24 protein-coding genes and 1 pseudogene are annotated in these 24,967 nt (G+C 64.7%); 15 read left to right on the top strand and 10 right to left on the bottom strand.

Going from position 1 to position 24,967, the window contains the following annotated elements; translation table 11 throughout:
- The first annotated feature begins 14 nt into the window (after positions 1-14).
- Positions 15-761, top strand: coding sequence for a tetratricopeptide repeat protein (locus tag CLG96_RS06675; RefSeq protein WP_107967083.1), 747 nt, complete (start codon positions 15-17; stop codon positions 759-761).
- 426 nt (positions 762-1,187) lie between these two features.
- On the opposite strand, the gene CLG96_RS06670 is transcribed toward CLG96_RS06675, so the two are convergent.
- The gene (locus CLG96_RS06670) at positions 1,188-2,111 is read right to left on the bottom strand and encodes a LysR family transcriptional regulator (protein WP_107967082.1); all 924 of its coding nucleotides are present in this window, start codon (positions 2,109-2,111) and stop codon (positions 1,188-1,190) included.
- 122 nt (positions 2,112-2,233) lie between these two features.
- Between CLG96_RS06670 and CLG96_RS06665 the strand changes: the two genes are divergently transcribed.
- From CLG96_RS06665 to CLG96_RS06635, 7 genes are all read left to right on the top strand, one after another.
- The gene (locus CLG96_RS06665) at positions 2,234-3,145 is read left to right on the top strand and encodes an alpha/beta fold hydrolase (protein ID WP_107967081.1); all 912 of its coding nucleotides are present in this window, start codon (positions 2,234-2,236) and stop codon (positions 3,143-3,145) included.
- Between the two features lie 410 nt (positions 3,146-3,555).
- The gene (locus CLG96_RS18685; RefSeq protein ID WP_165799568.1) at positions 3,556-3,720 is read left to right on the top strand and encodes a hypothetical protein; all 165 of its coding nucleotides are present in this window, start codon (positions 3,556-3,558) and stop codon (positions 3,718-3,720) included.
- Entirely contained in the window at positions 3,717-4,013 is a 297-nt protein-coding gene (locus CLG96_RS06660; RefSeq protein WP_107967080.1) for a hypothetical protein, read from the top strand. The genes CLG96_RS18685 and CLG96_RS06660 overlap by 4 nt, the downstream gene beginning before the upstream one ends.
- A gap of 1,092 nt (positions 4,014-5,105) precedes the next feature.
- A complete protein-coding gene (locus CLG96_RS06650) occupies positions 5,106-7,622 on the top strand; it encodes a TonB-dependent receptor (protein ID WP_423828189.1) in 2,517 nt (838 codons plus the stop codon).
- A gap of 4 nt (positions 7,623-7,626) precedes the next feature.
- Entirely contained in the window at positions 7,627-8,838 is a 1,212-nt protein-coding gene (locus CLG96_RS06645) for a Ca2+-dependent phosphoinositide-specific phospholipase C (protein WP_107967078.1), read from the top strand.
- Complete coding sequence (locus CLG96_RS06640) at positions 8,835-10,103, top strand: YdcF family protein (RefSeq protein ID WP_107967077.1); 1,269 nt, start codon at positions 8,835-8,837, stop codon at positions 10,101-10,103. The genes CLG96_RS06645 and CLG96_RS06640 overlap by 4 nt, the downstream gene beginning before the upstream one ends.
- A 14-nt stretch (positions 10,104-10,117) precedes the next feature.
- Complete coding sequence (locus tag CLG96_RS06635) at positions 10,118-12,208, top strand: glycoside hydrolase domain-containing protein (protein WP_243395659.1); 2,091 nt, start codon at positions 10,118-10,120, stop codon at positions 12,206-12,208.
- A 152-nt stretch (positions 12,209-12,360) separates the two neighbouring features.
- On the opposite strand, the gene CLG96_RS06630 is transcribed toward CLG96_RS06635, so the two are convergent.
- Positions 12,361-12,948, bottom strand: coding sequence for a TetR/AcrR family transcriptional regulator (locus tag CLG96_RS06630; RefSeq protein WP_279330559.1), 588 nt, complete (start codon positions 12,946-12,948; stop codon positions 12,361-12,363).
- 85 nt (positions 12,949-13,033) lie between these two features.
- Between CLG96_RS06630 and CLG96_RS18490 the strand changes: the two genes are divergently transcribed.
- Positions 13,034-13,276, top strand: a complete 243-nt coding sequence (locus tag CLG96_RS18490; protein WP_133175370.1) for a hypothetical protein — start codon at positions 13,034-13,036, stop codon at positions 13,274-13,276.
- A 393-nt stretch (positions 13,277-13,669) separates the two neighbouring features.
- Here CLG96_RS18490 and CLG96_RS18680 read toward each other — a convergent pair whose 3' ends face one another.
- Positions 13,670-14,020 carry a hypothetical protein gene (locus tag CLG96_RS18680; protein WP_165799566.1) on the bottom strand — a complete coding sequence of 117 codons (351 nt, stop codon included), beginning with the start codon at positions 14,018-14,020 and terminating at the stop codon, positions 13,670-13,672.
- 228 nt (positions 14,021-14,248) lie between these two features.
- On the opposite strand from CLG96_RS18680, the gene CLG96_RS06610 reads away from it, so the two are divergent.
- Positions 14,249-15,337, top strand: a complete 1,089-nt coding sequence (locus CLG96_RS06610; RefSeq protein ID WP_207796616.1) for a D-alanine--D-alanine ligase family protein — start codon at positions 14,249-14,251, stop codon at positions 15,335-15,337.
- An 81-nt stretch (positions 15,338-15,418) separates the two neighbouring features.
- On the opposite strand, the pseudogene CLG96_RS06605 reads toward CLG96_RS06610, so the two are convergent.
- The 3 genes and pseudogenes from CLG96_RS06605 to CLG96_RS06595 all read right to left on the bottom strand — a co-directional run.
- Positions 15,419-15,616 (bottom strand): annotated as a pseudogene (locus CLG96_RS06605) (aminotransferase); the annotation flags it as partial.
- A gap of 127 nt (positions 15,617-15,743) precedes the next feature.
- The gene (locus tag CLG96_RS06600; protein WP_107967073.1) at positions 15,744-17,102 is read right to left on the bottom strand and encodes a sigma-54-dependent transcriptional regulator; all 1,359 of its coding nucleotides are present in this window, start codon (positions 17,100-17,102) and stop codon (positions 15,744-15,746) included.
- The gene (locus tag CLG96_RS06595; protein ID WP_107967072.1) at positions 17,099-18,859 is read right to left on the bottom strand and encodes a sensor histidine kinase; all 1,761 of its coding nucleotides are present in this window, start codon (positions 18,857-18,859) and stop codon (positions 17,099-17,101) included. The genes CLG96_RS06600 and CLG96_RS06595 overlap by 4 nt, the downstream gene beginning before the upstream one ends.
- Positions 18,860-19,019: 160 nt before the next feature.
- On the opposite strand from CLG96_RS06595, the gene CLG96_RS06590 reads away from it, so the two are divergent.
- The 5 genes from CLG96_RS06590 to CLG96_RS06570 all read left to right on the top strand — a co-directional run bounded on the left by CLG96_RS06590 (position 19,020) and on the right by CLG96_RS06570 (position 22,164).
- Positions 19,020-19,343, top strand: coding sequence for a hypothetical protein (locus CLG96_RS06590; protein WP_107967071.1), 324 nt, complete (start codon positions 19,020-19,022; stop codon positions 19,341-19,343).
- Between the two features lie 12 nt (positions 19,344-19,355).
- Positions 19,356-20,654 (top strand): SDR family oxidoreductase, encoded by a 1,299-nt coding sequence (locus CLG96_RS06585; protein WP_107967070.1) that lies wholly within the window; start codon positions 19,356-19,358, stop codon positions 20,652-20,654.
- Positions 20,647-21,117 carry a DUF2269 family protein gene (locus CLG96_RS06580; RefSeq protein ID WP_107967273.1) on the top strand — a complete coding sequence of 157 codons (471 nt, stop codon included), beginning with the start codon at positions 20,647-20,649 and terminating at the stop codon, positions 21,115-21,117. The genes CLG96_RS06585 and CLG96_RS06580 overlap by 8 nt, the downstream gene beginning before the upstream one ends.
- On the top strand, positions 21,111-21,650 hold the full coding sequence (locus CLG96_RS06575; RefSeq protein ID WP_107967069.1) for a DUF4166 domain-containing protein: 540 nt from the start codon (positions 21,111-21,113) through the stop codon (positions 21,648-21,650). The genes CLG96_RS06580 and CLG96_RS06575 overlap by 7 nt, the downstream gene beginning before the upstream one ends.
- A 112-nt stretch (positions 21,651-21,762) precedes the next feature.
- Entirely contained in the window at positions 21,763-22,164 is a 402-nt protein-coding gene (locus CLG96_RS06570) for a thiol-disulfide oxidoreductase DCC family protein (RefSeq protein WP_107967068.1), read from the top strand.
- Positions 22,165-22,412: 248 nt separating this feature from the next.
- On the opposite strand, the gene panB is transcribed toward CLG96_RS06570, so the two are convergent.
- The 4 genes from panB to CLG96_RS06550 all read right to left on the bottom strand — a co-directional run bounded on the left by panB (position 22,413) and on the right by CLG96_RS06550 (position 24,670).
- Entirely contained in the window at positions 22,413-23,246 is an 834-nt protein-coding gene (gene panB, locus CLG96_RS06565) for a 3-methyl-2-oxobutanoate hydroxymethyltransferase (protein WP_243395657.1), read from the bottom strand.
- A gap of 205 nt (positions 23,247-23,451) precedes the next feature.
- Positions 23,452-23,868, bottom strand: coding sequence for a hypothetical protein (locus CLG96_RS06560; protein ID WP_107967067.1), 417 nt, complete (start codon positions 23,866-23,868; stop codon positions 23,452-23,454).
- A gap of 55 nt (positions 23,869-23,923) precedes the next feature.
- Positions 23,924-24,145 carry a helix-turn-helix domain-containing protein gene (locus CLG96_RS06555; protein ID WP_107967066.1) on the bottom strand — a complete coding sequence of 74 codons (222 nt, stop codon included), beginning with the start codon at positions 24,143-24,145 and terminating at the stop codon, positions 23,924-23,926.
- Positions 24,146-24,148: 3 nt separating this feature from the next.
- Positions 24,149-24,670, bottom strand: coding sequence for a DUF2975 domain-containing protein (locus CLG96_RS06550; protein WP_107967065.1), 522 nt, complete (start codon positions 24,668-24,670; stop codon positions 24,149-24,151).
- Positions 24,671-24,967: the final 297 nt, after the last annotated feature.

The following is a 24,967-nucleotide window of genomic DNA, read 5'->3' as shown; positions in this document are numbered from 1 at the left end:
AGATAGGAGGGGGTATGCGAGTAGCTTTCGGCCTTATGCCGCTCTTGGTGATCTCGACAGTGGCAGTCGCAGAAAATCCGACTGTCATCGTACAGAGGGACGACAGCAAGGCGACGATCGAGCAGGGGGCTAATACTGAAGTCGAGAAGCTGGAGAGGGAAGCGATCGCGCTGATCCGGGCTAAGCGATCCGCCGAGGCGCTACCGATCCTCGATGCTGCCATAGCTGCAGAGGATAAATCGCACGCCGATGAAAAGCGTCAAATCTTCTGTTCGCGGGCGATGATAGACGCCTTGGTTTATGCCGCTATGGGCGCGAAGATGAAAAGGGACACGCTCGTTCTTGGTCCAACCTGGGCTAATGTCTTGTTCCTAAAGGGTTTTGTGTTAGTCGATGTTGGGCGAGCCGAGGACGCCAAGCCGTTCTTCGATCGTGCTATCGAGCTCTCGCCACTCAATGCCCAGTATCTTGCCGAGCTTGGCGAATGGAACAAGTCGCGTAAGGAGTGGACGCAGGCGTTTGAGCTTTTTCAGCGAGCCTCTGATGCAGCCGAATTCGCGCCTGACGATGATATGAAGAATTTCGAAAAGCGGCGGGCTTTGCGAGGGATGGGCTATGTTCTGATCGAACAGGGCAAGCTTGACGAGGCGGAGAGGTTTTATCGCCAGTGCTTGAAGCTGGACCCCAGCGACTCCATAGCGAAGGCAGAGCTTGCCTACATCCGTGAACAGAAAGCGAAGCTGAAGACGCCGACCAGCTGACTGCCTCTGGCCCAGCTCCCTTGGCCGGGTGGAGTTGCTGCGTGAACAAGCGACTGCTTTAGAGGAGCGAACCGCGGCTCCCGAATGGTCAGCATGGGTCTTAGCCGCCGCGTTCCTACTTGCGCGTGTAGGCCACGGTCTCGCGCGTTGCGAAGGGTGGTTGAACGACGGCGGCGGCAGAACTGGCGCAGGCGCTCACTCGCTTCGATGGTGATCGCGTCAGCCCTGCCAGCCTGCGCCGGATCAGATGCAAGGATATTGACGAGGAACCCAGCGAGTTCGTCTGCTCCTACTCGCAGAGGAGCAAGGGGCGTTGCTACCTATCTCGCCATTGACGGCAGCGGATGGAAACTCATCGATGAGCCGGCACTCGTGGATGGTCGCGAGCCGGATCGGTAGGCGGGCCGTCCCTGATTGCCCATCCGTCTAGCTGAATTGCCCGACAGGCCCTGCGGCGCAGTCCCAATAAGGCGGGTCGCCGAAGCTTTTTCGCAGGCTGTCGATCAAGGCCAGCACCTTGGCCGAGGCATTGCGATCGCGCGGATAGACGACGAACAGTTCCGCGCGCTCGGCTTCGAGCCCGAGGTCGAGCAGGATCAGGCTGCCCCGCCGCAACTCTTCATTGACGTAGAAGGAGGGGAGCAGGCTGATGCCGAGGCCGGCAACCGTCGCGTCGCGCATCACCAGGCCATTGTTGACGCGCAGGACCGCCCGCGGGCGCGCGACCGTCCAGCCCGCTTTGCCTGCAAAGCGCCAGTCGGACTCGCGATTGGCATAGAGGATCCCATGATGCGCCTCGAGCTCGGCGATGCCGGCCGGCGTGCCGTTCGCAGCCAGATAGTCGGGCGAGGCGACCATGACGCGTCGTGTCGTCGCGAGGCGCTTGGCGACCAGCCGGTTATCGGCGATGGCGCCGATCCGGAGCACCGCGTCGAACCCGTCCGCCGCGGCATCGACGAAATTGTCGTTGAGGTCGAGCGCCAGGTCGATCTCGCGATGCGCCGCGAGAAAGGAATTGAGCGCCCTGCCGAGGTGAAGAATCCCGAAGCCGACGGGCGCCGAAATCCGCAACGGCCCCGCTAGGGTCCCGCGCCGTTCGGAAAGCTCGGCCGCGGCCTCGATCGTCTCTCTCAAAATGCGCCGTGCACGGGGCAGGAAGGTTTCGCCATCCTCGGTCAGGGATAGGTTCCTGGTGGTCCTTTGGATCAGCCGGGTGCCGAGTTCGCGCTCGAGCTCGGCCAGCCGGTCGCTGACGACCGATTTCGGCTTGCCGAGATGGCGCGCCGCGCTGCTGATCGATCCTGCATCCACGATTGCCGTGAATGCCGAGACGCCTTCGAGCTTGATCATCGTTCGGTTTTTCCGGATTTCGGTTTCGGTCTTCGCCGGCTAGTCGGAACAATGGCCGAAGGGCATCTTCCTGTCCAGCGAATGCGCCGCCCCGGCGCATCATGATGAAAGGAAGATCCGCCATGTTCCGTTCGCTTCTGACCGCCGCTGCCCTGGCAGTTTTCGCTCCTGCGGTTGCGCAGGTCCCTGCCTATCCGGCGAGCTTCGAGACGCAGGAGGTCGCCGCCAACGGCACGACGCTCCATGTCCGTGTCGGCGGGGCCGGCCCGGCCGTGCTGCTGATCCACGGCTATGGCGAAACCGGCGACATGTGGGCGCCGCTCGCTGCCGAGCTTGCCCGCGATCACAAGGTGATCGTGCCCGACCTGCGCGGCATGGGCCTGTCCGCACGGGCCGAGGCCGGCTATGACAAGAAGATGCAGGGCCAGGACATGGCCCGCCTGCTCGATGCGCTGAAGGTGGGGAAGGCCGATGTCGTCGGCCATGATATCGGCAATATGGTCGCCTATGCCTTCGCCGCCCAATATCCCGGCTGCGTCACCAAATTGGTGCTCATGGATGCGCCCTTGCCCGGCATCGGGCCGTGGGACGAAATCCTCAAAAGCCCGCTCCTCTGGCATTTCCGCTTCGGTGGCCCCGACATGGAACGGCTGGTCGCCGGCCGCGAGCGCATCTATCTCGACCGCTTCTGGAACGAATTCTCGGCCGACCCGAAGAGTTTCGACGAAGCCTCGCGCCGGCATTATGCCGCGCTCTATGCCCGGCCGGGCGCAATGCATGCGGGCTTTGCCCAGTTCGCCGCCTTCGATCGGGACGTGATCGACAATCATGGCTTCCTCGCCCGGGGAAAGCTCGCCATGCCCGTCCTGGCGGTCGGCGGCGAAAAATCCTTCGGCACGATGATGGCGACCGTCGCCGAGGCCGCCGCCACCGACGTGACGGGCGCCGTCATCCCCGCTTCGGGACATTGGCTGATGGAAGAGCAGCCCGCCGCGACGGTGAAGACGGTAACGGCCTTCCTCCGGCGCAAATAGCGCCTGCGCCCGACCGGCTTCGGCGCCAACGGCCCTGCTGCCGCCGGTGCCATTTCGGTGGCAACATATCGTTGCCTCATCCTTCCAATAAGCGCTACCCGTCGGCTGGGGGACGACATCATGGCACTGAAGAAATGCCCAAAATACGCAGAGCTTCATCGAGCAGATGAAGGAAGCGAAGAAGATGGTCGTCGAGTTGGAATTCTATCAGGCCGGCAGGCCGCAATTTACTTCCGATATCGAGCCTGCACTGGCCACCCCCAGGAATGAGGATCTGTGAAGCGGCAAGCAGGCTATAACCAACTCCACTGGACATGCTATCTCGCCTCAACGACGGGCGCGGATCCGCACGCGTCCATGCCCGAAAACCAGACGCCGCCCTCGTCGCTTTGCCAATGTCAGGAAAGATCATGCGCATTGCGCTTGCCCTTGTGATTGCCGTGGTCCCCAGCATTGCCCAGGCCGGCTGGCAGGGGACGGAATGGGGCATGGACCGGGCCGCGGTTCGCAAGCTGATCTCGTTTCCGCTAACGGATGTCAGGGCGCCGAACCCTTACATTCGTCGCCCGACTTGATCGGTACTTACAAGACAGCGGACTTCACTTTCTCGGCGCATCTTTCCTTCAACAAGGATGGCAGGCTCGTCGACGTCGATCTCAGGCTCGATCCGCGGCAATGCCATCGACTGAAGGATGCCATGTTCGCTAAATATGGAAGTGTCGAGAGTTCCCTCGAGGATATGGAAATCTTCGAGTGGCGCGATGGGAGCGCAAGGAATCTCGTCTCGATGGTCTCGCTGGACGGTGAACCGGCAATCTGCGCCATCGGCTACTCGCCACTGCCCGAAGATCAGACCGAGGGCTTATGAAGGCCGGCTATCCTCCGGACGGTCAGAGGCGGCCGGTGCCGGATCACAGCTTCGCGATAGATGCATTTTCCATCCGTCACGGCCTCTACGGCGAACATAGGCTCCACCCATGCCTCTCCCTCCTGAAGTCCTATTGCCTCGCGTGCTTCGGCAGGCGGCGTGCCGAAGCGGCAACGAATATGGATAGCCGCTCGACCTCATCCCGCGGCTCATCGACGAAGCCGAGAATTCGGGCCTGTTGAGCCTTGGAGGGCAGCTTCAGTTCCTGCTGTCGGAGCGTCGGCCTTGACGAAGCTGCCCCGCACGCCGCCCACGGCTTCGACTGCTTTGAACAGGCGCAGGCGCCGGTCGTATCGCACCAGCAGATGCGTGGGCGAGAGCCAGCGAAGCTCGGTCCAGGGCCCGCCCCAAGAGGCTGCCGGCGCGGTCCCATGATCGTCATCCCCGACGAACATGTTCCCGGCACCTTCCAAGCTGGCGGATCGCTTGAGGACGGAAATCTGGGTCGAGAAGCCCGTCGTCGCTCCGCAGTCCCTCCGGAACAGGACGGCGCGCCAATCCCCCGATGGCGCATCCGCGCTGCCGACGATGCTGTTCCGGCAGGTCTCCGAGCAGGCGGCGGCGCTTGACGCGGCGAGGGAGATAAGGACGATCCGAAGGAACGGCTTCATCGTCTTGGCATAGCTGCCAGTCCGTGCGGGTCAATGTCGCGAAAGCTTCAGCCGCGTATTGCGCGCCACCGGTCGCGCGCGCCTCGCTCCCGACGCGGCGCTTCTCGCCGGGCGTCATCTCCCGGTCGAGCAGGGAATAGCCGTCCCAACCCCGGCTTGCCGATCATCGACGAACTCGCATCGCCCCGATGTCGGCCGCGATCGCCGGACTTTCCGTGTCCGGATCGATGAAAAGCGCCGCGCTGTTCACAAATTTCTTTCAGGGCATTCCTTGCCTGTAAGGACAAGTCACTGAGAAGCTTGCAGAATTACGCAATGCAACATTAACGCAATAAAAAAGCCGCCGAACTTTTACGGATGAGTCGGCAAACCATCATTTTTGCCCCTTAGCGGCCCCTGGATTTCGAAAAACAAGGGGGTCGTGGTGAAAACATATTCGATTCGGATTATTCTTTCGGCGCTTCTCGGCTCGACCGCGCTGCTGCCTTCGGCCGGCGCTTATGCCGCCGAAACATCGTCGGCTTCGGAAGAGGCGACGGCGGATTCCGGCGAACAGTCGAGCGACATCATCGTAACCGGCTCTTCAAAGGCCGAGCGCAAGTTCGACGTGTCCTATGCCGTCACCTCGCTGACCAATGCGGATATCCAGAAGATGGCGCCGCTGAACATGGCCGACCTGCTTGGCCAGCTTCCCGGCATCCATGTCGAAGCCACGGGCGGCGAGGTCCAGAACGTCTATCGCCTGCGCGGCATTCCGAACGAAGGCAGCTTCCAGGCGTTCCAGCAGGACGGCATGCCGATCTATCAGGACAATGACGGCACCTTCTTCAAGGGCGACGTGCTCAACCGCACCGACCTCATGACCCAGAGCATGGAGTTCGTGCGCGGCGGTCCGGCGCCGATCTTCGCCAGCAACGCATCGGCCATCTACAACCAGATCACCGTGCGCGGCACCGACACGCCCCATGGCGCGGTGCAGGTGACGGTCGGCGATACCGATCTCTATCGCCTCGACGCCTATTCGTCCGGCCCGCTCGGCGAGCGGACCTATTATGCGGCGGGCGGTTTCCTTCGCCGCCATGACGGCTATCGTCCCAACGGCTTTCCCAGCGACGAAGGCGGCCAGTTCCGCGCCAATATCGTTCATGAGCTGGACAATGGCGAAATCCGCCTGTCGGGCGTTTACCTGAACGACCATAATCTGTTCTACCTGCCGATCCCGATCGCCGACCCGCGCGCGCCCGGCGTGTCGCTCGACCCCTATATCGACTATTTCAAGGGCACGATGAACAGCCCGGCGCTGCGCAACGCGCGCTTCGTCTATCCCGACGGCGCGGGCGGCAAGAGCGTCGAGGATCGCGATCTGGCCGATGGCCGCCATACCCGCTTCTACACGCTCGGCCTCGACTATACCGGTGAATTCGGTGACTGGACCGTCAGCGCCAAGGGCCGTTACACCGACGGCAGGGTCGATTTCGACGCGCTCTATTCGACCACCAACCCGCAGGACGCCAACGCGTTCGCCGCAAGCTATCTGACCAGGGCGCAGGCGGCATTCAACACGCCGACCGCAACGGTGGCGCGGATGGGCTATGCCATTGCCGGGACGGACGGCGCGACCGCCTTCGATCCCAATGCGACGTCGGGCCTGGTCATCAGCGCCCAGTATCGCGCCATTTCGTCGGACTTCTATTCGACGCAGGGCGATCTGCGCGTCACGCGCGACATCGAGACGGGGCTCGGCAAGCACAGCATCGCGCTCGGTCTCTATGGTTCGGCTTACGGCACCGAATATGGGCAACGCTATCAGGACTATCTGTTCGAACTGGCGTCGAAGCCGCGCACCATCGATCTGGTCGCCTATTCGGCGAGCGGGCAGGCGCTCGGCTATGTGACCGACAAGGGCGTGCTTCGCTATGCCACGACGCTCACTGCCGGCGAATCCGACGTGACCTTGCTGGCGGCCTATTTCAACGACACCTGGCAGGTGACGGACAAGCTGCGCATCGACGCGGGCATCCGGCATGAGCGCTATATCTACAAGGGCTATGGCATCGGCCAGACGACCGTGAACCTGGGCGACGCGAAGACGCTCGCGGACGATGCCACCCGCGCCTATACCGGCATCGCGATCGACCGCAGGATCAAGGCCAATGTCACGCCCTGGACGGTCGGCGCCAATTACGACATCACCCGCTGGCTGGGCGTCTATGGCCGCGCTTCGGAAGCATTCCGCACGCCGAGCGAGAATATCGTCTACAGCAATGCGACGCCGGTGACGCCCAAGGCGCGGCAATATGAAGCGGGCCTGAAGGTCTCGCTGCCGGGTGTTTCCGCTTACTTCACCGGCTTCTACACCAAATATGATCCGTTCAACGCCTCCTTCCTCGCCTTCAACCCGGTGACCGGCCAGAACAACCAGCCGCTGACCTTCATCGGCGAGGCGGTGACCAAGGGCGTGGAAGCGGATATCGACATACGGCCGCTGAAATGGCTGTCGCTGTCGGGCGCGGTCACGGTGAGCGATCCGACCATGTCCAACCTGGTCAACGAATTCGGCGCGTCGGCAGCGGCGGTCGATGGCAATCAGATCATCCGCGAGCCGAAAATATATGGCAACTTCCGCCCGAGCGTGAATTTCAGCCTGGGCGAAGCGAAGATCGAAACCTATGCCCGCTACAATTATGTCAGCAAGCGTTATGTCGACCTCTTCAACCAGACCGAGCTGCCCGCTTACGACACGCTCGGCGCGGGCGTGACCGTCAACTATCGCGACTGGCAGTTCCAGGTGGTGGGCGACAACATCACCAATGCGAAGGGCCTGACCGAAGGCAATACCCGCACCGACCAGCTTTCGGGGCAGGGCACCAGGACGGCGATCTACGGCCGTCCGGTGTTCGGCCGCAACGTCCGCTTCGTTCTCACCAAGCGCTGGTAAGGCGATGAAGCGGCGCATCCCCGGTGCGCTCCTCCTCGCGCCGGCCGTCCTTGCGACGGCCGGCGCGGGATCGGCGCAGTCCGCTGACCCCCGGATCGATCAGATCCAGGTCATCGGCACGCATAACAGCTATGCCCTGCCTGCCGATCCGCGCGCGATGAAGCTGATGGCGCCCCGGCTGGCGGCGCTGCACGCGGCGGCGATCCAAAGGCTCGACGCGCAGAAGCGGGCACAGCTTGCCGAGGAGCATCCGGGCGGCATCGCCGATCCGGCGCTGGCGCTCGATTATGTGCAAATGCCGATCGAGGGGCAGCTTCGCATGGGCGTGCGCAGCCTGGAACTCGATCTCAATCCCGATCCCGCGGGCGGGGCCTATGCCGATCCCTTGCCCTATCGGGAGCTGCGTGCGGCGGGGGCGAAGGATCTCGCGCCCATATATGAGGATATCCTGCGCCAGCCGGGAATGAAGGTGCTGCACGTCGCGGACGTCGATTTCCGCAGCCAGTGCCCGGCCTTCCGCCAGTGCCTGTCGCTGCTCCGGCAATGGTCGGATGCCAATCCCGGCCACAGCCCGGTCTTCATCCTGCTCGAACCGAAATTCGGCGGGCTGGACAAGATGCTGCCGGGCGCGGCGCATGTGCCGACGTTCGACGCCGCCGCCTTTGACGAGGTGGATGCGGCGATACGCGACGTGCTGGGTGCGGAACGGATGTTCACGCCGGACGATCTGCGCGGGAAATATCCTACGCTGGAAGCCGCCGCGCTTGCCAAGGCATGGCCGCGCCTTTCCGCCGCGCGGGGGAAGTTTCTGTTCCTCTATCTGGTGCCCGGCCTCAATCTCGATGCCTTCAAGCCCTATATGGCGGGCCGCCCCTCGCTCGAAGGGCGGGCGGCTTTCGTCCAGGGCCTGCCCGGCATGGCGCATACCGCCTTCGTGCTGGTCGACAATGCGCTGGTTCGGGCTGCGGAGATCCCCGATCTGGCGCGGCGCGGCTATATGGTCCGATCGCGTGCGGACATCGACACGGCCGAGGCGCGCCGCAACGATGCGGAGCGCCGCGACCATACGCTGGCCAGCGGGGCACAGGTCGTTTCCACCGATTATCTCTCCGCGCCCAATATCTACGGCAATGGCTATCATGCCGCGCCCTTTCCCGGGGGATGGCGTATCAATCCTGTCACCGCAGATCAGCCAAGCCATCGGATGAAGCGATGAAAGCGATATTTCGCCATGCGATGCCGGCCGTGCTGATGCTGGCCGTGGCCGGGGCGCTGCCCCCGGCGGGGTGGGCGAGGAAGGCCGCGAGCCGGACCTTGCCGGTGTCGGAAAATCTGGAAAGCCGGGACTTTCCCCTGCTCGCCATGATGCGCGCCGCGCTGGGCTGGGCGGAGGCCTTGCGCGCGGACGAGGCGCTGGCGGCGCTCGGCCGGGAGCGGCAGGCGCGCGTCGATGCGGCGAAGGGCTGCGCCCCGCGTCCGGCCTGTCTGGTCGATGCATGGGCATGGACGCCCGACGACATCGCGGCGGTCGATCGCGCGCTGGAGCGGGTGCTGCGCAATCGGGCCATGGCAAAAGCTCTGGTGACGGAGCGGATGCGCGCATCGGGCCAGTTCGCGCTTCATGCCGGCCGCGACGATGCGGCCTTGCTGTCGGCGGCATGGGCCGACGCTGCCGCGGCGATGAACCGGATTCTCGCCGTCTATGGCAAGGGCGAAGCGCCGCTCTATCCGAAGATCGATGCGAACATCTTCGACGTCGCGCAGCCCGGCTTCGCTTATGCCGTTGAGGCGCTGGGCGCGGTCACGCGGTCGCAGGACCGGGCGGAGGATCTGATTTTCGAGGCGCCGCTGCGCTACGCGCTCGGGCTGCTGCTGATGAACGAGCGGACCGATGCGGCGGCTTTCCTGCCGCTGCTGGCCGGGGACAATGTGGCGACCATGTCGGCGCTCCCCGACATCAAATGGCGCCGCTATCCCTATGCCGCGCTGCTCGTCTTCGGCCATGGCCCGGAGGATGGCCAGTCGCGCACCGGCGTGCTTGGCCATTTGCGGCTGCGGCTGGCGGCGGACCAGTTCGCGCGGGGACAGGCGCCGGTCATCATCCTGTCGGGCGGCAATGTGCATCCCAATCGCACTCCCTTCAACGAAGCGGTGGAAATGAAGAAGGAACTGGTCGCGCATTATGGCGTCCCCGCCGACCGGATATTGATCGAGCCCCATGCCCGGCACACCACCACCAACCTGCGCAACATCGCGCGGATGATGTTCGCGGCGGGCATTCCGGCCGACCGGGATTCGCTGATCCTCTCCGATCCTGCGACCATCGCCTATATCGGCGGCAAGCAACTGGCGGAACGGAACATGACGGAACTCGGCTATCAGCCGGGGCGGGTCATGCCCGGGCCGGGGCCGCTTGCGCTCCGTTTCCGGCCCGATCCCGTTTCGCTGCATGTCGATGCACGCGATCCGCTCGACCCATGAGAATGATGACGCGGATGATGAGGCGGATAGCCTGGCTGCTGGCGCCCCTATGCGCCGCGCCTGTGTGCGCTGCCGGGCATGGCCCGGCGCTCGCCCGGGAGCCGGGGCGGCTGGTCGATCCGTTCGTCGGCACGCTGGCCGATTTCGGCCAGCTCAACCCGGCGGCGGTGGCGCCCTATGGCATGGTGCAGCTTGGCCCCGATACCAGTCCCGCCAATCATGCCGGCTATGATTATGCGGCGGACAGGCTGATCGGCTTTTCCCATAGCCGGGGGGGCGGCGTCGGCTGCGGCGGAGCGGGCGGCGACATGCTGGTCATGCTCGAATATGCCGGCGCGGCGCGTGCGGCGCGCATCGACAAGCGGAGCGAGCGGGCGCATGCGGGCTATTACAGCGTTCGCTACGGCAGCGGCATCGTCGCGGAGCTGACGGCGACGCGGGGTTCGGGCATCATCCGCTTCACCTTGCCGCGCGCGGGCAGGGTGACGCTCAGCGCAGATCCCAACCATTCCTATAGCAAGCGCCTTTCCGCCCGGTGGGAGAGCGGAAATTGGAACGACCTGCGGGCCTCGCTTTCGGCGGGCACGGTCTGCGATGTCGGCGCATATCATATCCACAGCGCCAGCGAGCTGAGCCGCAATGGCCGTCGCGTCGATGCCCCGGTCCTGCTGGATGCATCCGGCCGGGCCTCATTGGAGCTGCGCGTGGACGCGGGCGACATCATCGAGCTGCGCACCGGCCTCTCCTCGGTCGATGCCGAAGCGGCGGCGCGGGTGCGGGCGGCCGAGCTTGGCGGGCGCCGGTTCGACATCGTCGCGCGGGAAACGCTGCGCAACTGGAATCATGAGCTGCATCGCGTGCGGATCGACGCCTCGCGCGAGGAACAGGCGCTTTTCTACACGGCGCTGTTCCGCGTGATGCAGTCGCCGGTCGCCATAGCCGATCCCGATGGCCGCTTCCGGGGCAGCGATGGACGGATCCACTATGTTCCTGCCGGACGGCAACGCTATACCGGCTGGGCGCTGTGGGACAATTATCGTACCCAGATGCCCTTGCTGGCCTTGCTCGATCCCGCGCGGGCAGCGGACATCGCCCGATCGCTCGTGTCGCTCTACGCGGAAGGCAAACAACGCTGGGCGACGAAGCAGGAGCCTTTTCTGAGCGTGCGGACCGAACATGCCGGCGTTGCCCTGCTGGATTTTCGCCGCAAGGGCATTGACGGTTTCGATGCGCGGGCGGCGCTCGACCATATGATCGCGGAAAGCCCGACGCTCGCACGCCGGACGCCAGACGAGCAGATCGAGGCGGCCTATGACGATTGGGCGATCGCGCAGCTGGCAGGGGATATTGGCGATGCCGGGGCGGCAAGGCGTTTCGGCGCGCAGGCGTTAGGCTATCGCAGCATGTGGCGCTCGGTGTTCGAGGATCTGGGCGCGGACGCGGATGTGGTGAAGGCGCGGGGGCTCTATCAGGGCACATTATGGCAATATCGCTGGGCGCCGGTGTTCGACCTGCCCTGGCTCGCCCGGACGCTCGGACCCGATCGCTTCGATGCGGAGCTGGACGCCTTCTTCGCGCGCGGCCTGTTCAACATGACGAACCAGCCCGATATCCATGCGCCTTTCCTCCACGCCTGGCGCGGCCGGCCGGACAAGAGCGAGGCGATCGTGCGGCAGATACTGACGCAGCCGATCGACCATCATTACACCAATGCCGCCAAGCGCGCGGCGCCCTGGCACGGACGGAGCTTCAACCTCGCCCCCCAGGGATTTGCCGACGGCATGGATGACGATGCCGGCGCGATGACCGCCTGGTATGTATTCTCGGTGCTCGGCCTCTATCCGCTGGTGCCGGGCGAGCCTTGGTATGTGCTTTCCACGCCCGCCTATCGGGAAGCGCGGATCCTCGTCCCCGGTGCAAAGGCCATAACCATAAGACGGACCGGCAGCAGGGGAGGGTCGGGCATAGAAAATATATCGTTCGACCATGCGCCGTTGCGGAGCAACAGGGTGGAGCATCGCAGGCTTGTCGAAGGCGGACTGCTCCTGTTCGAGACCATCGCTTCGCAAGCGGCGGATTCGCGAACCAGCGAAACTGGCCGATAGCGGTCCGGCAGCTTTCGGGCGGAAGCCGAGGAAAGCGATCCTCCGTTCAGCTTGCTGCCGCCCGACCGCTCACGACCCGACCGCTCACGACCAATGCAGGCACGAAGATCTCGATTGCTCCCGTGCCTACATGCGGTCGTTCGCATCGCGGGTCAGCTGCTTCCTTTCAGCCAGGAAAGCAGCAGCTCAACCAAGTGCGTGCGGTAGTTCATCTCGTTCCACCCGCGCTTCACTACAAGATCGTCCCAAACTGTCGATGACGTCGTCGACCAGATGAGATCAGCAGCAGCCTCAACGGTGAGATCGGCTCGGAGATCGCCCTCAGCAGAAATGCGGGCTGCCACGATGCGGCAGCCCTCCAATCGGTCTTGCTGTCGATCCTGCCAAGCCTTTTCGGCAGCGGCATCCTGGCGGCGCAGCAACTCGAACGCGTCGGCCAAGCGCTTGTAGGCAGGGCTGAGCCGCGCCTGGAGATCGACGATCGCCACCAATGCGTCGGTGCCGGTCTTTGCCGCTCGGATGCATGCCTGCTCCTGAACTATGCCGCGCCGACCATCGGCAAATCGGAGCGCCGCAATGAACAGATCGGCTTTGTCCGCGAAAGTGAGGTATAGCGCCTGACGCGACAGCCCGGCTTCCTTGGCGATGGTGCTCATGCTGATCGCCACGTTCCCGCGCTCGATCAAAGAGAGCGTCGCTTGCAAGATGCGCGATCGGGTTGTGACTTCCTCACTTGACACGGTGTAAACTCCAGGCCATCTGATTGCGACTTTACAGCATGTAAAGTTCAAGGCCGTCGTTGAAAAGCTGAAGCGGAGGGACGTGATGCAAGTTTATATTTTCAGAGGCCCGGGACGCGTGTTCGGTTTTACACGAGCCGAGGATGCAGCCAATCTTCCCGAAAGCCGTGGCCCTTGGACGCCGTTCAAGTCCACCGAGATGCACAGGGATGAGCCTCATGCAGGCGTCGATGTTAACAGCTGTCTGCACGATATCGACGAACATGGCTTCCACCTGACGGACGCCCATGAACGCATAACGCATCTGGTGGTCGGCGCGGCTCAGTAGGGCAGAATGCAACAATCGCGTGCCGCACTAAAGGCCGCTCTCGGATTGTTTTGCCCGCAAGCCGGCGGTCCGCAAGCCACCCTCATGCGTCCTTTTATGCTCGCCAGGCTCACGGAATCAGTAATGGTTGGACGGGGTGGATTCAGCCTGTCCGCTATGGCGCCTCGGTTCCACGATCGGGGGGCTTAAGTCACTTCGCGCGCTCATCAGAACAAGCCCAAAAGGCTTTGGCCACGCGCCGGCGGTCAACGCCGCGATATTCGGAATATCGGCAAGGCGGGCGAGAAGCGCCGCACCAAAGGTGAAATGGGTCGCTCGGATTGTTGCAGATGCACAGCGGCAGGCCGGTTGCGCCCGCCACCGCGCGGTCATGCTGATAGGCTTCCTCCTGCGTCAGCGGCGTGTAGGACATAGGTGCGAGGACCAGCGCGTCCGCCCCCTCGTCCCCGGCGCAAAGGCCATAACCATAAGACGGACCGGCAGCAGGGGAGGGTCGGGCGTCGAATCGCATGCCGCGGCTTCTGCAGCACGCATTGCCTTGGCGGCATCGGTTATGCAGCTCAGATAGATTTTGACCGTGCTCTCCGCATGATCGAGTTCGACCATCTCGTCGACAAAGGCGACGAGATGGTCCTCGAACATCGAGGAGGCACAGGCATAAAAATACGGTATCGATCGATCGTCATCCTGATCTCCTTGCGTTTCGAACAAGGAGAGACGGTGATCAATTTGCACGTAGCGCAAGCTACACGTCGTTCCACGCGGTGAACCGGTGAGCAAACACAGTATAGACTTGGTTGGCCTCGGGAGTGGGCTGACAGAAGCGGGTTGTAAGGACGTCGCGGAAGGGTGGGCAGCCATCACAATCAACATACCGTAGCACTAACCTAAACGCGGAGGTCGAGCGGTCTTTAAGCTTCTCGCAAATCGCGGCATCGCTGTGAGCTGCTACCCCTGTCAAAACATGAACCTTTGGAGTATTTCGTGGGAACTTCTTCAGACAAGCTGCGCATTGTCATACTCTTCGGGGGACGCTCCGCCGAACATGACGTCTCAGTTCTTTCGGCAACCAATGTCATGCGTGCGCTGGACCCCGCGAAATATGAGGCCGTTCCCGTCTTCGTCACGCGCGAGGGACAATGGCTGTTGGGCAGCTTCGAAGATGGAAAGCTGGCAAAACCCTCGGGCGGAACGGAAGTCTGCTTCGTGCCGGGCGGAGGAGGACGGATGATGGCAATCCCGGCCGATGGTGCTCCCTATGAGCTGCCCAAGGTCTGTATCCTCTTTCCGGTGCTGCACGGTCTCCACGGCGAGGACGGATCAGTGCAGGGGCTCGCGGAGGTGGCTGGCGTGCCGCTCGTCGGCTGCGGCATTCTCGGGTCCGCAATAGCGCTCGACAAGGACATCGCCAAACGGCTCTTCAATGAGGCCGGCTTGGCCGCCGCACGATCAGTCACGATCCACCACGGCGCCGCGCCGGCCTTCGCGGAGATCGAAAGCAAGCTCGGCCTGCCTGTTTTCGTCAAGCCGGCGCGGCAGGGCTCTTCCGTCGGCGTCAGCAAGGTCGCGACGAAGCGGGATTACGAGACGGCGCTCGCTGAAGGCTTCAAACACGACCGCAAGCTCCTCGTCGAAGAATTCATCATGGGCCGTGAGATCGAGTGCGCCGTTTTGGAAGATCCCGAAGGTGGCCTCTTCATTTCCCGTCCCGGCGAGATCGTGCCAGCCGAGAGCCACGGCTTCTACAGCTATGACGCGAAATATATCGACGAGAACGGCGCGGCGTTGAAGGTGCCGGCGGAGCTCCCCGAGGAGGTGGAGAGCCGGATGCGCGATATGGCGGGAAAGGCCTTCCGCGCGCTCGGCTGCGATGGCATGGCCCGCGCCGATTTCTTCGTCACCGCGGAGATGCGCATCCTCGTCAACGAACTCAATACCATCCCCGGCTTTACCGACATCAGCATGTATTCCAAGGTGATGGCGGCCAGCGGCGTTGCTTATCCCGAAGTCATAGACCGGTTGGTAGCGCATGGGCTGGCGCGTGCTAGCCGATCAGGGTGATTGCTGCGGCTTTGGGGCCAAGTTCTCCGACGGTCAGCCGGTGTGATCGGGAAGGCCGCGAGGCCTTCGAACAGCGGCATGTCAATCGCCCTTACCCGAGGGCATGTTGACACCCATCGACTGAAGATAGCGCTTCACGCTTCGCGCCGCCTGACGGATGCGGTGTTCGTTCTCGACCAAGGCGATGCGGACAAACCCTTCGCCCTTCTCGCCATAGCCGACACCGGCCGCGACAGCGACCTTGGCATGGGTGAGCAGTTGCTTGGAGAATTCCAGGCTCCAGTAGGGGAGGGGCAGGCGTCGAACAACTATCGTTCGACCATGCGCAGCGAAACCGGCCGTTTCCGGACTGCCCGCTTCCCGGCCGGGACAACAATGAGCGGACATAGCGGCAGCGGCCTCCACATCATCTCAAGCCCATTCGATCGAGCTTTTTGAGCAGGCCGACGCGAGACAGGCCGAGTTCGCGCGCAGTATGCGTATGGTTGTGCCCGGTCCGCTCGAGCGCCTGCACGATCCGTAGCCTTTCGAGAGCCGCGAGTTCCTCCTCGAGCGATTGCGGGCGCATTGCCGACGGCGCCCCGGAATTGGGAAGCGAGCCTTCGCCCACGGCGAAAGCCAGGTCATCCGCGTCGACCAGGATCCCCGTGGCCGATCGCGGCGCGAGAGCGGAGGCGCATTCCACCGCCGCCCTGAGCTCACGGACATTGCCAGGCCAGTTCCGGCTGGCCAGCCATCGCATCGCCTCGGGGGTAAAGCGCGCCGCTGCGTCCGTCGCGCGGCGCAGGAAGAGCGCGGCGAGCAGCGCGACATCGCCCGGCCTCTCATCAAGCGGCGGCGTCCGCAGGACGACACCCTTGAGGCGATAGAAAAGATCCTCCCGGAAGCTGCCGTCCGCGACCCTGGCGGCCAGATCGCGATGGGTGGCGGCGACGATGCGGACATCGGCGGTCTTCGGGGTGCGGGCGCCCACGGGCTGGTAGCTTCCGTCGGCGAGGAAGCGGAGCAGCTTGACCTGCATGACGGCCGGCATCTCGCCGATCTCGTCGAGGAACAGCGTGCCGCCCTCGGCCGTCTCGACGAGGCCCGGCCGGTCTGCGACCGCGCCCGTGAAGCTGCCCTTGAGATGGCCGAACAGTTCGCTTTCGAGAAGCTCGGCCGGGATCGCGCCGCAATGGACGGGCACCAGCGGCTTCCCAGCGCGGGGCGAGGCTTCATGAAGCGCGCGGGCGACCAGCTCCTTGCCGGTGCCGCTCGGCCCCAGCACCAGCACCGGCAGCCGCGTTGGCGCCACCCGGCGGATGAGCTCGCGCAGCGCCTGCATAGGCGCGGAGGCGCCGGCGAGGCCCATATCCTCAGCGGTCCCTGCCTGCGCCTTCAGCTCGGCCAGCTCGCGCGCCAGCCGGGCCCGCTCCATCGCGCGCGCGACGACCACGCGCAGCAGGTCAGGGTCGACCGGCTTGGCGAGGAAATCCCAGGCGCCGGCGTCGATCGCCTTCAGCGCGAGCGCATGATCGGCATGGCCCGTCATGACCACGACCGGCGCGGGCGCAAAGGCCGGAATGAGCGCGAGACCCGCTTCCGGATCGTGATGCGGAGGCATGGCCAGGTCGAGCAGCACGAGATCGGCCGGCTTCTCCGCGAAAGCGGCCTTGGCGGCATCGCCGTCTCCTGCCACGCGGACCTCATGACCGAGGCCGCGCAGCCATGCGCCCGTCAGCCGCTGGAATGCAGGTTCATCGTCGGCGAGCAGAATGCCGCTCATCTGGGGTCTCCAAAGGTAAGCCGGAAACAGGTCGACCAGCCGGGCCGCTGGGCGAGGGTGACCGAGCCGCCATGCGCCTCCATGATCCGCTGGACGATGGCGAGGCCGAGCCCGGTGCCACCCTGCCGGCGCGAAACGAAGGGACGGAACAGGCTGTCGGCGATCTCCGGCGGGACGCCGGGGCCGTCATCACAGACGTCGAGCGTAACGGCCGGGCCAGGTTTGGCGATCACCGCCACCCGCGAGCCAAGCGCGCGGCCATTGTCGATCAGATTGGCGAGAACGCGCGCGATCGCCCTGCGATCCGCCATCACCATGAGGTCGTCGGGCACGTCCGCCTCGACGCCGGCATGGCCGACGAGCTCGGTGAGGCGGACCGGCTCGGGCCTTACTGTCCAGGCGCGCGAATAATCGAGGATGTCGGCGACGAGATGGTCCATGCGCGCCACCTGCTCGCCTATCTCGGCGCGCACGTCGGCGGGTGCGCCGGTGGCGGCCATCTTCACGATGCCGAGCGGGTTGCGCAGATCGTGCGCGACCGTCGCGGCAAGCTGCCCGAGCTCGACAAGGCGCGCCTGCTGCTGCCGTTCGCGCTCAGCATCCACCAGCCTGGCGGCGGCCGCGAGACGGCGCGCGGCTTCGCCTACAAGCGCGGCGAAACGCTCGGCGAGGTGACGGGTTGCGGGCGGCGCGTCATCCCAGCCGATCAGTGCGGCCATGTCGCCCGCCACGGTGATTGCAGGCCCTTCCTCTCCGGCCGGCATTGCCAGGCGACGCGCCAGAAGATCGTTTGCGAACCGCTCCAGTTCCTCCACGTCGATCGCCTCGGCGAGCCGGTCGCGCCATATGGCGATGTCGGTCTCGCTTACCCGGCCTCCCGGGAAGACAATGCGGTCGGCGAGCCGCTTGAGCGGCGCGAGAATGAGGATGCCGATCGCCAGCGCCACCGCCATGGCGAACCAAGTGCCGAACAGCCCCGCCGGGCGGCCCGCCAGCGCCAAGGGCAGCGTGGCAATCGCGGCGCTCGCCGCGCCTGCCAGCGCCACCAGCATCAGCCAGACGAGCCCGCGCCGTGCCCACAGGTTCACGGCCATGAAGCGGTGCCGCAAGATGCCGTAGACCAATGCCACCGAGTAGAGCGGCAGCAGCAATATGGGCCACGGATACCATTCGAGACCAAGCGCGGGAAACGCGAAACCGGTCAGCGCGACGAGGCCGATCAGGCTGGAGACGAACATGGCGCCCGCCTGCCGCTTGTGCAGTCCCTGCTGCTCGCGCCAGGTCTGGGCAAGTCGGAGATGCCCCGCCACCGACAGTGCGGCCGCTACGCCGAGCACGCTCCAGCCTGCCGGCGAAGGCACGAACATGCCAGGAAAACCGTGCCACGGCACCACCTCGCCCACACCGAAAATCAGGCCGATCAGCGTGGCGAAGGTCGCGACCGCATAACTGACCAGAGCCACCGGCCGCAGCGCACCACATAGTGCAAAGGCGAAAACGAGGTGGACGAAGGCGGCGGCGGGCAAGGGCGAAAGCGCGATCAATATGGTGGTGAAGGGCGCCGCCGCCGGGCCGATCAGCGCCGGCACCGCCTGCGCCGCGCTCCACGCGGCCACGCCGGCGAGAAACATGGCGAGCAGCACGCCGCCCGGCAGCGCCCGCGCGCGCGTCGCAACGAATGCGCCTAGGAGCAGGCTGGCGAGCGCGGTCAGCGCCAGCGCGCCGACATAGGCCTCCACACCTGTTGCTATATCCATCGTTGACATCTCTTCCGCCGCTCCCGTTCACGACGTTAACAGCAAGGCCTTGCCAATTCCTAGCGAAAGCCCGTTTTCCGGCACTTTTCGCAATTGGCATGCCATTCGCATTGATCTTCTCGCACCACCCGATCCGGGTGGCGAACCGAGGAGACCTGCCATGCTGACCCCGATAGCAGCCCTGCTGCTGGCCTATTCGATGACCGCGCTGCTGGCGCTGTTTGCCGCCGTGACTCTGTGGCGCCCCCTGTCCGTGTTGCTCGGCGAAATGTGCGGCACCGAGCAGCGCTCGCGTTTCTGGACGGTCTGGTCGACCGCGATGATGGTGGCGACGCCGATGCTGATCGTCTCGATCGGCGCGATCGCCACCGATCCGGTGCGGCTGGTGAAGGGCACCGTCGCCAGCGCGCTGACCGGCATCCTGTTCGCGCTGATCGGCATGGGCTTCGCCGTGTGGAGCCGCAGCCCCCGCGCGGCCGCTTGAGGGAGGCCTGAGATGCACGTCCTGATCGTGGGCGCGGGCGGCTTCGTCGGCCGGCATCTCGCCGGCCGGCTGGCGGCGGACGGCGTGCGCGTCAGCGCCGCCGGCCGCGACCGGCGGCGGCTCGACCGGCTGCTGCCCGGCCTGTCCTTTCTCGCTTGCGACCTCGCGACCGATGGCATGGCGGAATGGCTGCCGCGTCTCGCCGGCGTGGATGCCGTGGTCAACTGCGCTGGCCTGATCCGCGATGCCGGTGGGCGCTATGCGGCAGTTCACGACAAAGGCGCCCGGGCGCTGTTCGACGCCTGCCTCGCCGCGGGCGTGCGGCGCGTGATCCAGATCTCGGCGCTGGGGGCCAATGAGGATGCGGTGACGCGCTATCATCGCTCGAAACGCGCCGCCGACGATCATCTCGCCGGCCTCGATCCGACGGGTGAGCGGATGGACTGGGCGGTAGTCCGCCCGTCGCTGATCGTCGGGCGCGGTGGGCAAAGCACCGCCCTGTTCGCGAGCCTCGCTGCCCTTCCTCTGCCGTTCCGGCTCGGGTCCGGCCGCTGGCTGCTCCAGCCGATCCATGTCGATGATCTGGTCGAGGCGATCGTGCGCCTGCTCGGCCGTCCCGGCCGCATCGCCACGCGGATCGACGCCGTCGGCCCCGCGCCGATGACGACGGATGCGATCACCCTCGGCTTCCGCCGCTGGCTCGGACTGGGATCGGCGCGGTTCCTGCCCGTTCCGGTGCGGCTCATCGCGGCAACCGCCTGGCTGGGACAACGCATTGGCCTCGGCGCGGTAACGCCGGAGAGCCTGGCCATGCTGCGCGCCGGCAATGTCGGCGATGTCGAGCCTTTCATCGCCATTTGCGGTTTCCGCCCGGCGACGCTCGACCGCGCCCTGGCGCGCACGCCCGCCACATCGACCGACCTTGCCGGAGCCCGCCTGGCGCCCCTCCGGCCGGTGCTGCGCGGCCTGCTCGCGCTTGTCTGGCTTGCTGGCGGGATCGTTCCGCTTACGCTGACATCATGGGCGCACAGCCTTGCCCTGCTGGCCGGGGCCGGGATCACCGGCGCCGCCGCGCCGGTCGCGCTCGGCGGCGCCGCGCTGATCGACATCGCGATCGGGCTGGCGCTGCTGTTGCGGATCCGGCTGCGCGCTGCGGCGGTCATCTCGATCCTCGTGATGGCCGGCTACAGCCTGATCCTCGCAATCTGCTTTCCGGCGCTCTGGGCCGATCCCTTCGGTCCCCTCGTCAAGAATCTGGGCGTGCTCGGCCTCACGCTCGCCGTCCATGCCCTGGAGACCGACCGTGGTTGACTATCTGCTGCTCAAGACCGTGCATGTGCTGAGCTCGACGCTGCTGTTCGGTACCGGGCTCGGCACCGCCTTTCACGGCTGGATGGCCAACCGCTCGGGCGATCTCGCCGCGCGCCGGGTGGTCAACCGCAACGTGGTGCTCGCCGATTGGCTGTTCACCACCCCGGCGGTGATCGTGCAGCCGGTGACGGGTGTCTGGCTCGCCCACCTCGCCGGCTTTCCCCTCACCACGAGCTGGCTGCTCGCGTCCATCCTCCTTTATCTGCTGGTCGGCGCCTGCTGGCTGCCGGTGGTGTGGATCCAGATCCGGATGCGCCGGATGGCCGATGCGGTCCGCGACGGCGAAGCGCTGCCGCCTTGCTATTTCCGCCTGTCGCGCATCTGGTTCTGGTTGGGCTGGCCCGCCTTCCTGGGCGTGATCGCAATCTTCTGGCTCATGATCACGAAGCCGGATCTATGGTGAACGCGTCCCTCTTTCGCCGCCTGCTCGGCCCCGCGATGGACGCGCTGCCGGCCGCCGTGCGCGCGGTCCACGATGCGGACGCGGACCTCACGCTCGCCGGCAGGGCCGATATCTGGGTCAGCCGCCATCCGCTCGCCCGGCTGCTCTGCCGGATGATGCGCCTGCCAGCCGCCGGAAAAGATGTGCCGACCCTCATCCGCTTCTCGCGGCTTCGCGACGGCGAGCACTGGCATCGGACCTTCGGCCAACGCAGCTACTCCACCCGGCTCGTGGCGAGGGACGGGCTGCTCGTCGAGCATATGGGTCCGGCGACCAACATCTTCCGCTTGTCCGTGGCCGACGGCGCGCTTCGTCTCGACCTGATCGGTTTCCGCTTTCTCGGCCTGCCCCTGCCGCGCGCGCTGCGGCCCGCATGCGCCGCGATCGAGACGCAGCAGGACGGCGCCTTCGCTTTCGCCATTCCGGTGGACCTGCTTTGGCTCGGTCCAATCATCCGCTACTCCGGCCGCCTGGCCCCGATCGAAAGGCGCTGACCATGACCCGCGGTCCCTCGGTCGAACGGGCCTTCGATCGAGCCACGCAAGCCGGCTGGGACGGGGTGGAGGTGGGCAAGCGGGATCTCAACGCACCATATAAGGTCCGGCCATGGCGGAAGATCACCCCATCATCCTGTTCGACGCGCAATGCGTCCTCTGCTCGGCGAACGCGCAATTCGTGCTGCACCATGACAAGGCCCGGCGCTTCCGGCTCGCGGCGATGCAGGGCGCGGTGGGGGCCGATCTCTCCCGCCGCCACGGCATCGATCCGGATGATCCCGACACGATCATCCTGGTCCAAGGCGGCAAGGCGCTTCGCGACAGCGACGCGGTGCTCGCAATCTATGTCGGCCTCGGCTGGCCCTGGCGCCTTGCGGGATTGCTCCGCCTCGTTCCCAAGATCCTGCGCGATCCGCCATATCGATGGATAGCGCGCAACCGCTACAGGCTGTTCGGCAGGCGTGCGACATGCTGGATACCGACACCGGACATGGCGGATAGGGTGCTTTGACGAAACCGGCCGTAAGCCGTCGCTCCGCTTCCAGGCGAAATCATCGGTGAAGCTTGCGATGCGCGCGGCGACGAGTGCGAGGGGGGCAGGGGGCGCCGCGCGTCTCTCAGCCAAAGACCGCCTCGGGCCGGTCCGCCTGGCCCGCGAGCAGCAACATGCCGTTTCCGGCTCGTCTGGCCGCAGAGCGCGCATCGCTCCCCCAAGCTGCGAGATTGACACGCCCCGCCAGGGATCATCCTCGATCGACTTTACGAGCCACGAACCGTCCGCAACTTGTAGATCTCCGCTTCTGCAGGAAATCGGCCCGTCCGCACGTCTTCCGAATATTGAGAGGCAGCCCGATCGATAAGCGCCCGTAGGTCGGCATAGCGCCGGACAAATTTCGGCGTCCAATCGAACAGCCCCAGCATGTCGTCAGTCACAAGAACCTGCCCATCACAGTCCTTGGACGCGCCGATCCCAATGGTCGGAGCTTTGACAGTCGCCGTAATCTCATCCGCCAAGTCGGGCGCAACGCCCTCGACCAGGATTGCGAACGCGCCTGCAGCGTCCACAGCCCGCGCCTCAGCCAAGACGCGTTCTCTCTCATCGGCTGTCCGCCCTTTTGCCTTGAATCCCCCATCGATATTGGTGGCTTGGGGACGAAGGCCGACATGTCCCATCACCGGAATTCCTCGCGAAACGAGAAACGAAATGCTCTCTGCAACGCCCTCCGCGGCCTCGACCTTGACAGCCTGACAGCCCGTTTTTCTCATGACCTTGGATGCCGTTTTGAAAGCCTGGTCGGGGCCGCGCTCATAGCTGCCAAAGGGAAGATCGACCACGACCAGAGCATGCTGGCTTCCACGCATCACAGCCTGCCCATGCAACAACATCATATCGAGGGTTACGCCCACGGGACTGGGAAGTCCGTGCAGTACCATGCCAACCGAGTCACCGACCAATAAGATGTCGCAATGTGGGTCGAGCAGTTCGGCCATCGGCTTCGTATACGCCGTCAGACAGACAATCTTCTCTCCGCTCTTGCGTGCGCGGATGTCAGGTACCGTGACGCGGGTGCCTCGAACGTGCTTGGACATCATGCCTCCTGGCGTTCATCTGAAAAGGTGGATCATTGGCGGATCGGCTACTATCCCAATAGCCAGCGCAGCAAAGCGGCCGAGCCCATCCCGATCAGCACCGTTGCGATCATCGGCAGGCGGATCGCTGCCGCAAGCGTCACGGCCAGAGCCAGCAAATTTGTGAGCCAGCAACCCGCAAAGCTGCCGATTACCCTCGGCAGTGGCGCTATTGCGATGCGTGCCGACGCGAGCGGTCCCCCGATCCTTTCACATAGACTTGGAGCACGAAGTCCCAAGGAATGACCGCGACGATGAGGATCACCATCAGGCACTCCACTGCGTTTTCCGTCGTGGCTGCGTCGAGCCGATGGCCAGCCCATAGCGGTAGCGCCATCCTGAGAAGCCATATCGTCTTCCAGGTCACCTCCCAGAATAGGAGGGGCAACATGCGCAGCGGATGGCGAAGGCCGATGAGCGCTAGCAGCGACAGGGCTCCAAGCATGGCCACGACGACGCCGCGGGTCAGCTCCCAGCTTTTGGCCGGATCGAGGATCGAGGGCCAGACGGTCAGCCCGAGACCGATGATGAGCAGGAGGTAGCCTGCGCGCAGCAGGTTGAGGCGATAAGCTGCGATTTCGACCATGGACGGTCACTCCAAATGAGGTGCCTATTTCCCGGCTCGGTCGGCCCATCCTCCGTCAACTGCCGGGCCGGTCGTCAGGCCGGTAGGAGAGTATCTCGCCGGGCTGGCACTCCAGCACGTCGCAGATTGCTTCCAGCGTTGAAAAGCGAACGGCCTTGGCCTTGCCGGTCTTGAGGATCGACAGGTTGGCTAGGGTGATATCGACGGCCTCCGAAAGTTCCGTGAGAGACATGCGCCGGCGTGCCAGCACCTCGTCCAAATGAACGATGATGGGCATAGCTCAGACGGTGCCTGCCAGTTCGTCCCGCATGACCGAGCCGACAGCAAACACGCGGCTGAGCACGAACACCATCAACGTTGCGATCCAACCTCCCACCGAGACATCACCGCTCGGCGCGGCTGAGCCGAGGCTCGGCCAAAATCTCGCGAGCAGTGCGCAGGGAATGTCGAGCAGTTGCAGTGCCAGGAGAGCCCAGCCAATCGCTTGCAGCCGCTGGGCGTTGGCGAGAATGAACGGGTCGCCTGCCCGGGCAGTCGCGATGATCTTTGCGAGCGGTACCAGAAGCCTGTCGGTAGCGACCGCCATGGCGATGCCGATGAGCATGAGGAGGCGGATGCCGGTCATCGCGGCCGGAAGGTTCACTTCGGGGTTGGGCTCGGCCAGCAGCCTTCCAAAAAAGCCGGCGAGAATCCATGTTGCAGCCAGCCCGATGGCGACGGCCAAGAGGAACAGCCGGTTGGAGATACAGGCGATCCGCACGATCACCGACGCGCCCCATATCAGTCCTTCCCGCTTCCGCATGACAATCTCCTTATTGATAATCAATAAGGAAGCTCCGCCTTCTGTCAACAACTTTTATTGTTATTCAATAAGGCGCGAGCCCTGATCGACCGCTTCCGGGGCCAGCTGGGCAGCGCGCCAAGGGCAAATCCTGGGTCCCTTGCGGTCCAACCGCTTCTGTTCCTGCCCGAACAGGAACCAAACAGTTCCGCCCTTGACCAGTGACCCGCTGTTAAAGAACGTGCGATGATGGTGCCGCCCGGCCGTCTATTTCCCAAGCTTATTGTCGCCGCTGGACACGCCTGAAGCCCGCTGCGG

Source organism: Sphingomonas oleivorans, from assembly GCF_003050615.1.
In the GTDB taxonomy this organism is placed as follows: Bacteria; Pseudomonadota; Alphaproteobacteria; order Sphingomonadales; family Sphingomonadaceae; genus Sphingomonas_H; species Sphingomonas_H oleivorans.
The sequence above is the reverse complement of the archived record's forward strand: the minus strand, read 5'-3'. Positions and strand labels throughout refer to the sequence as shown.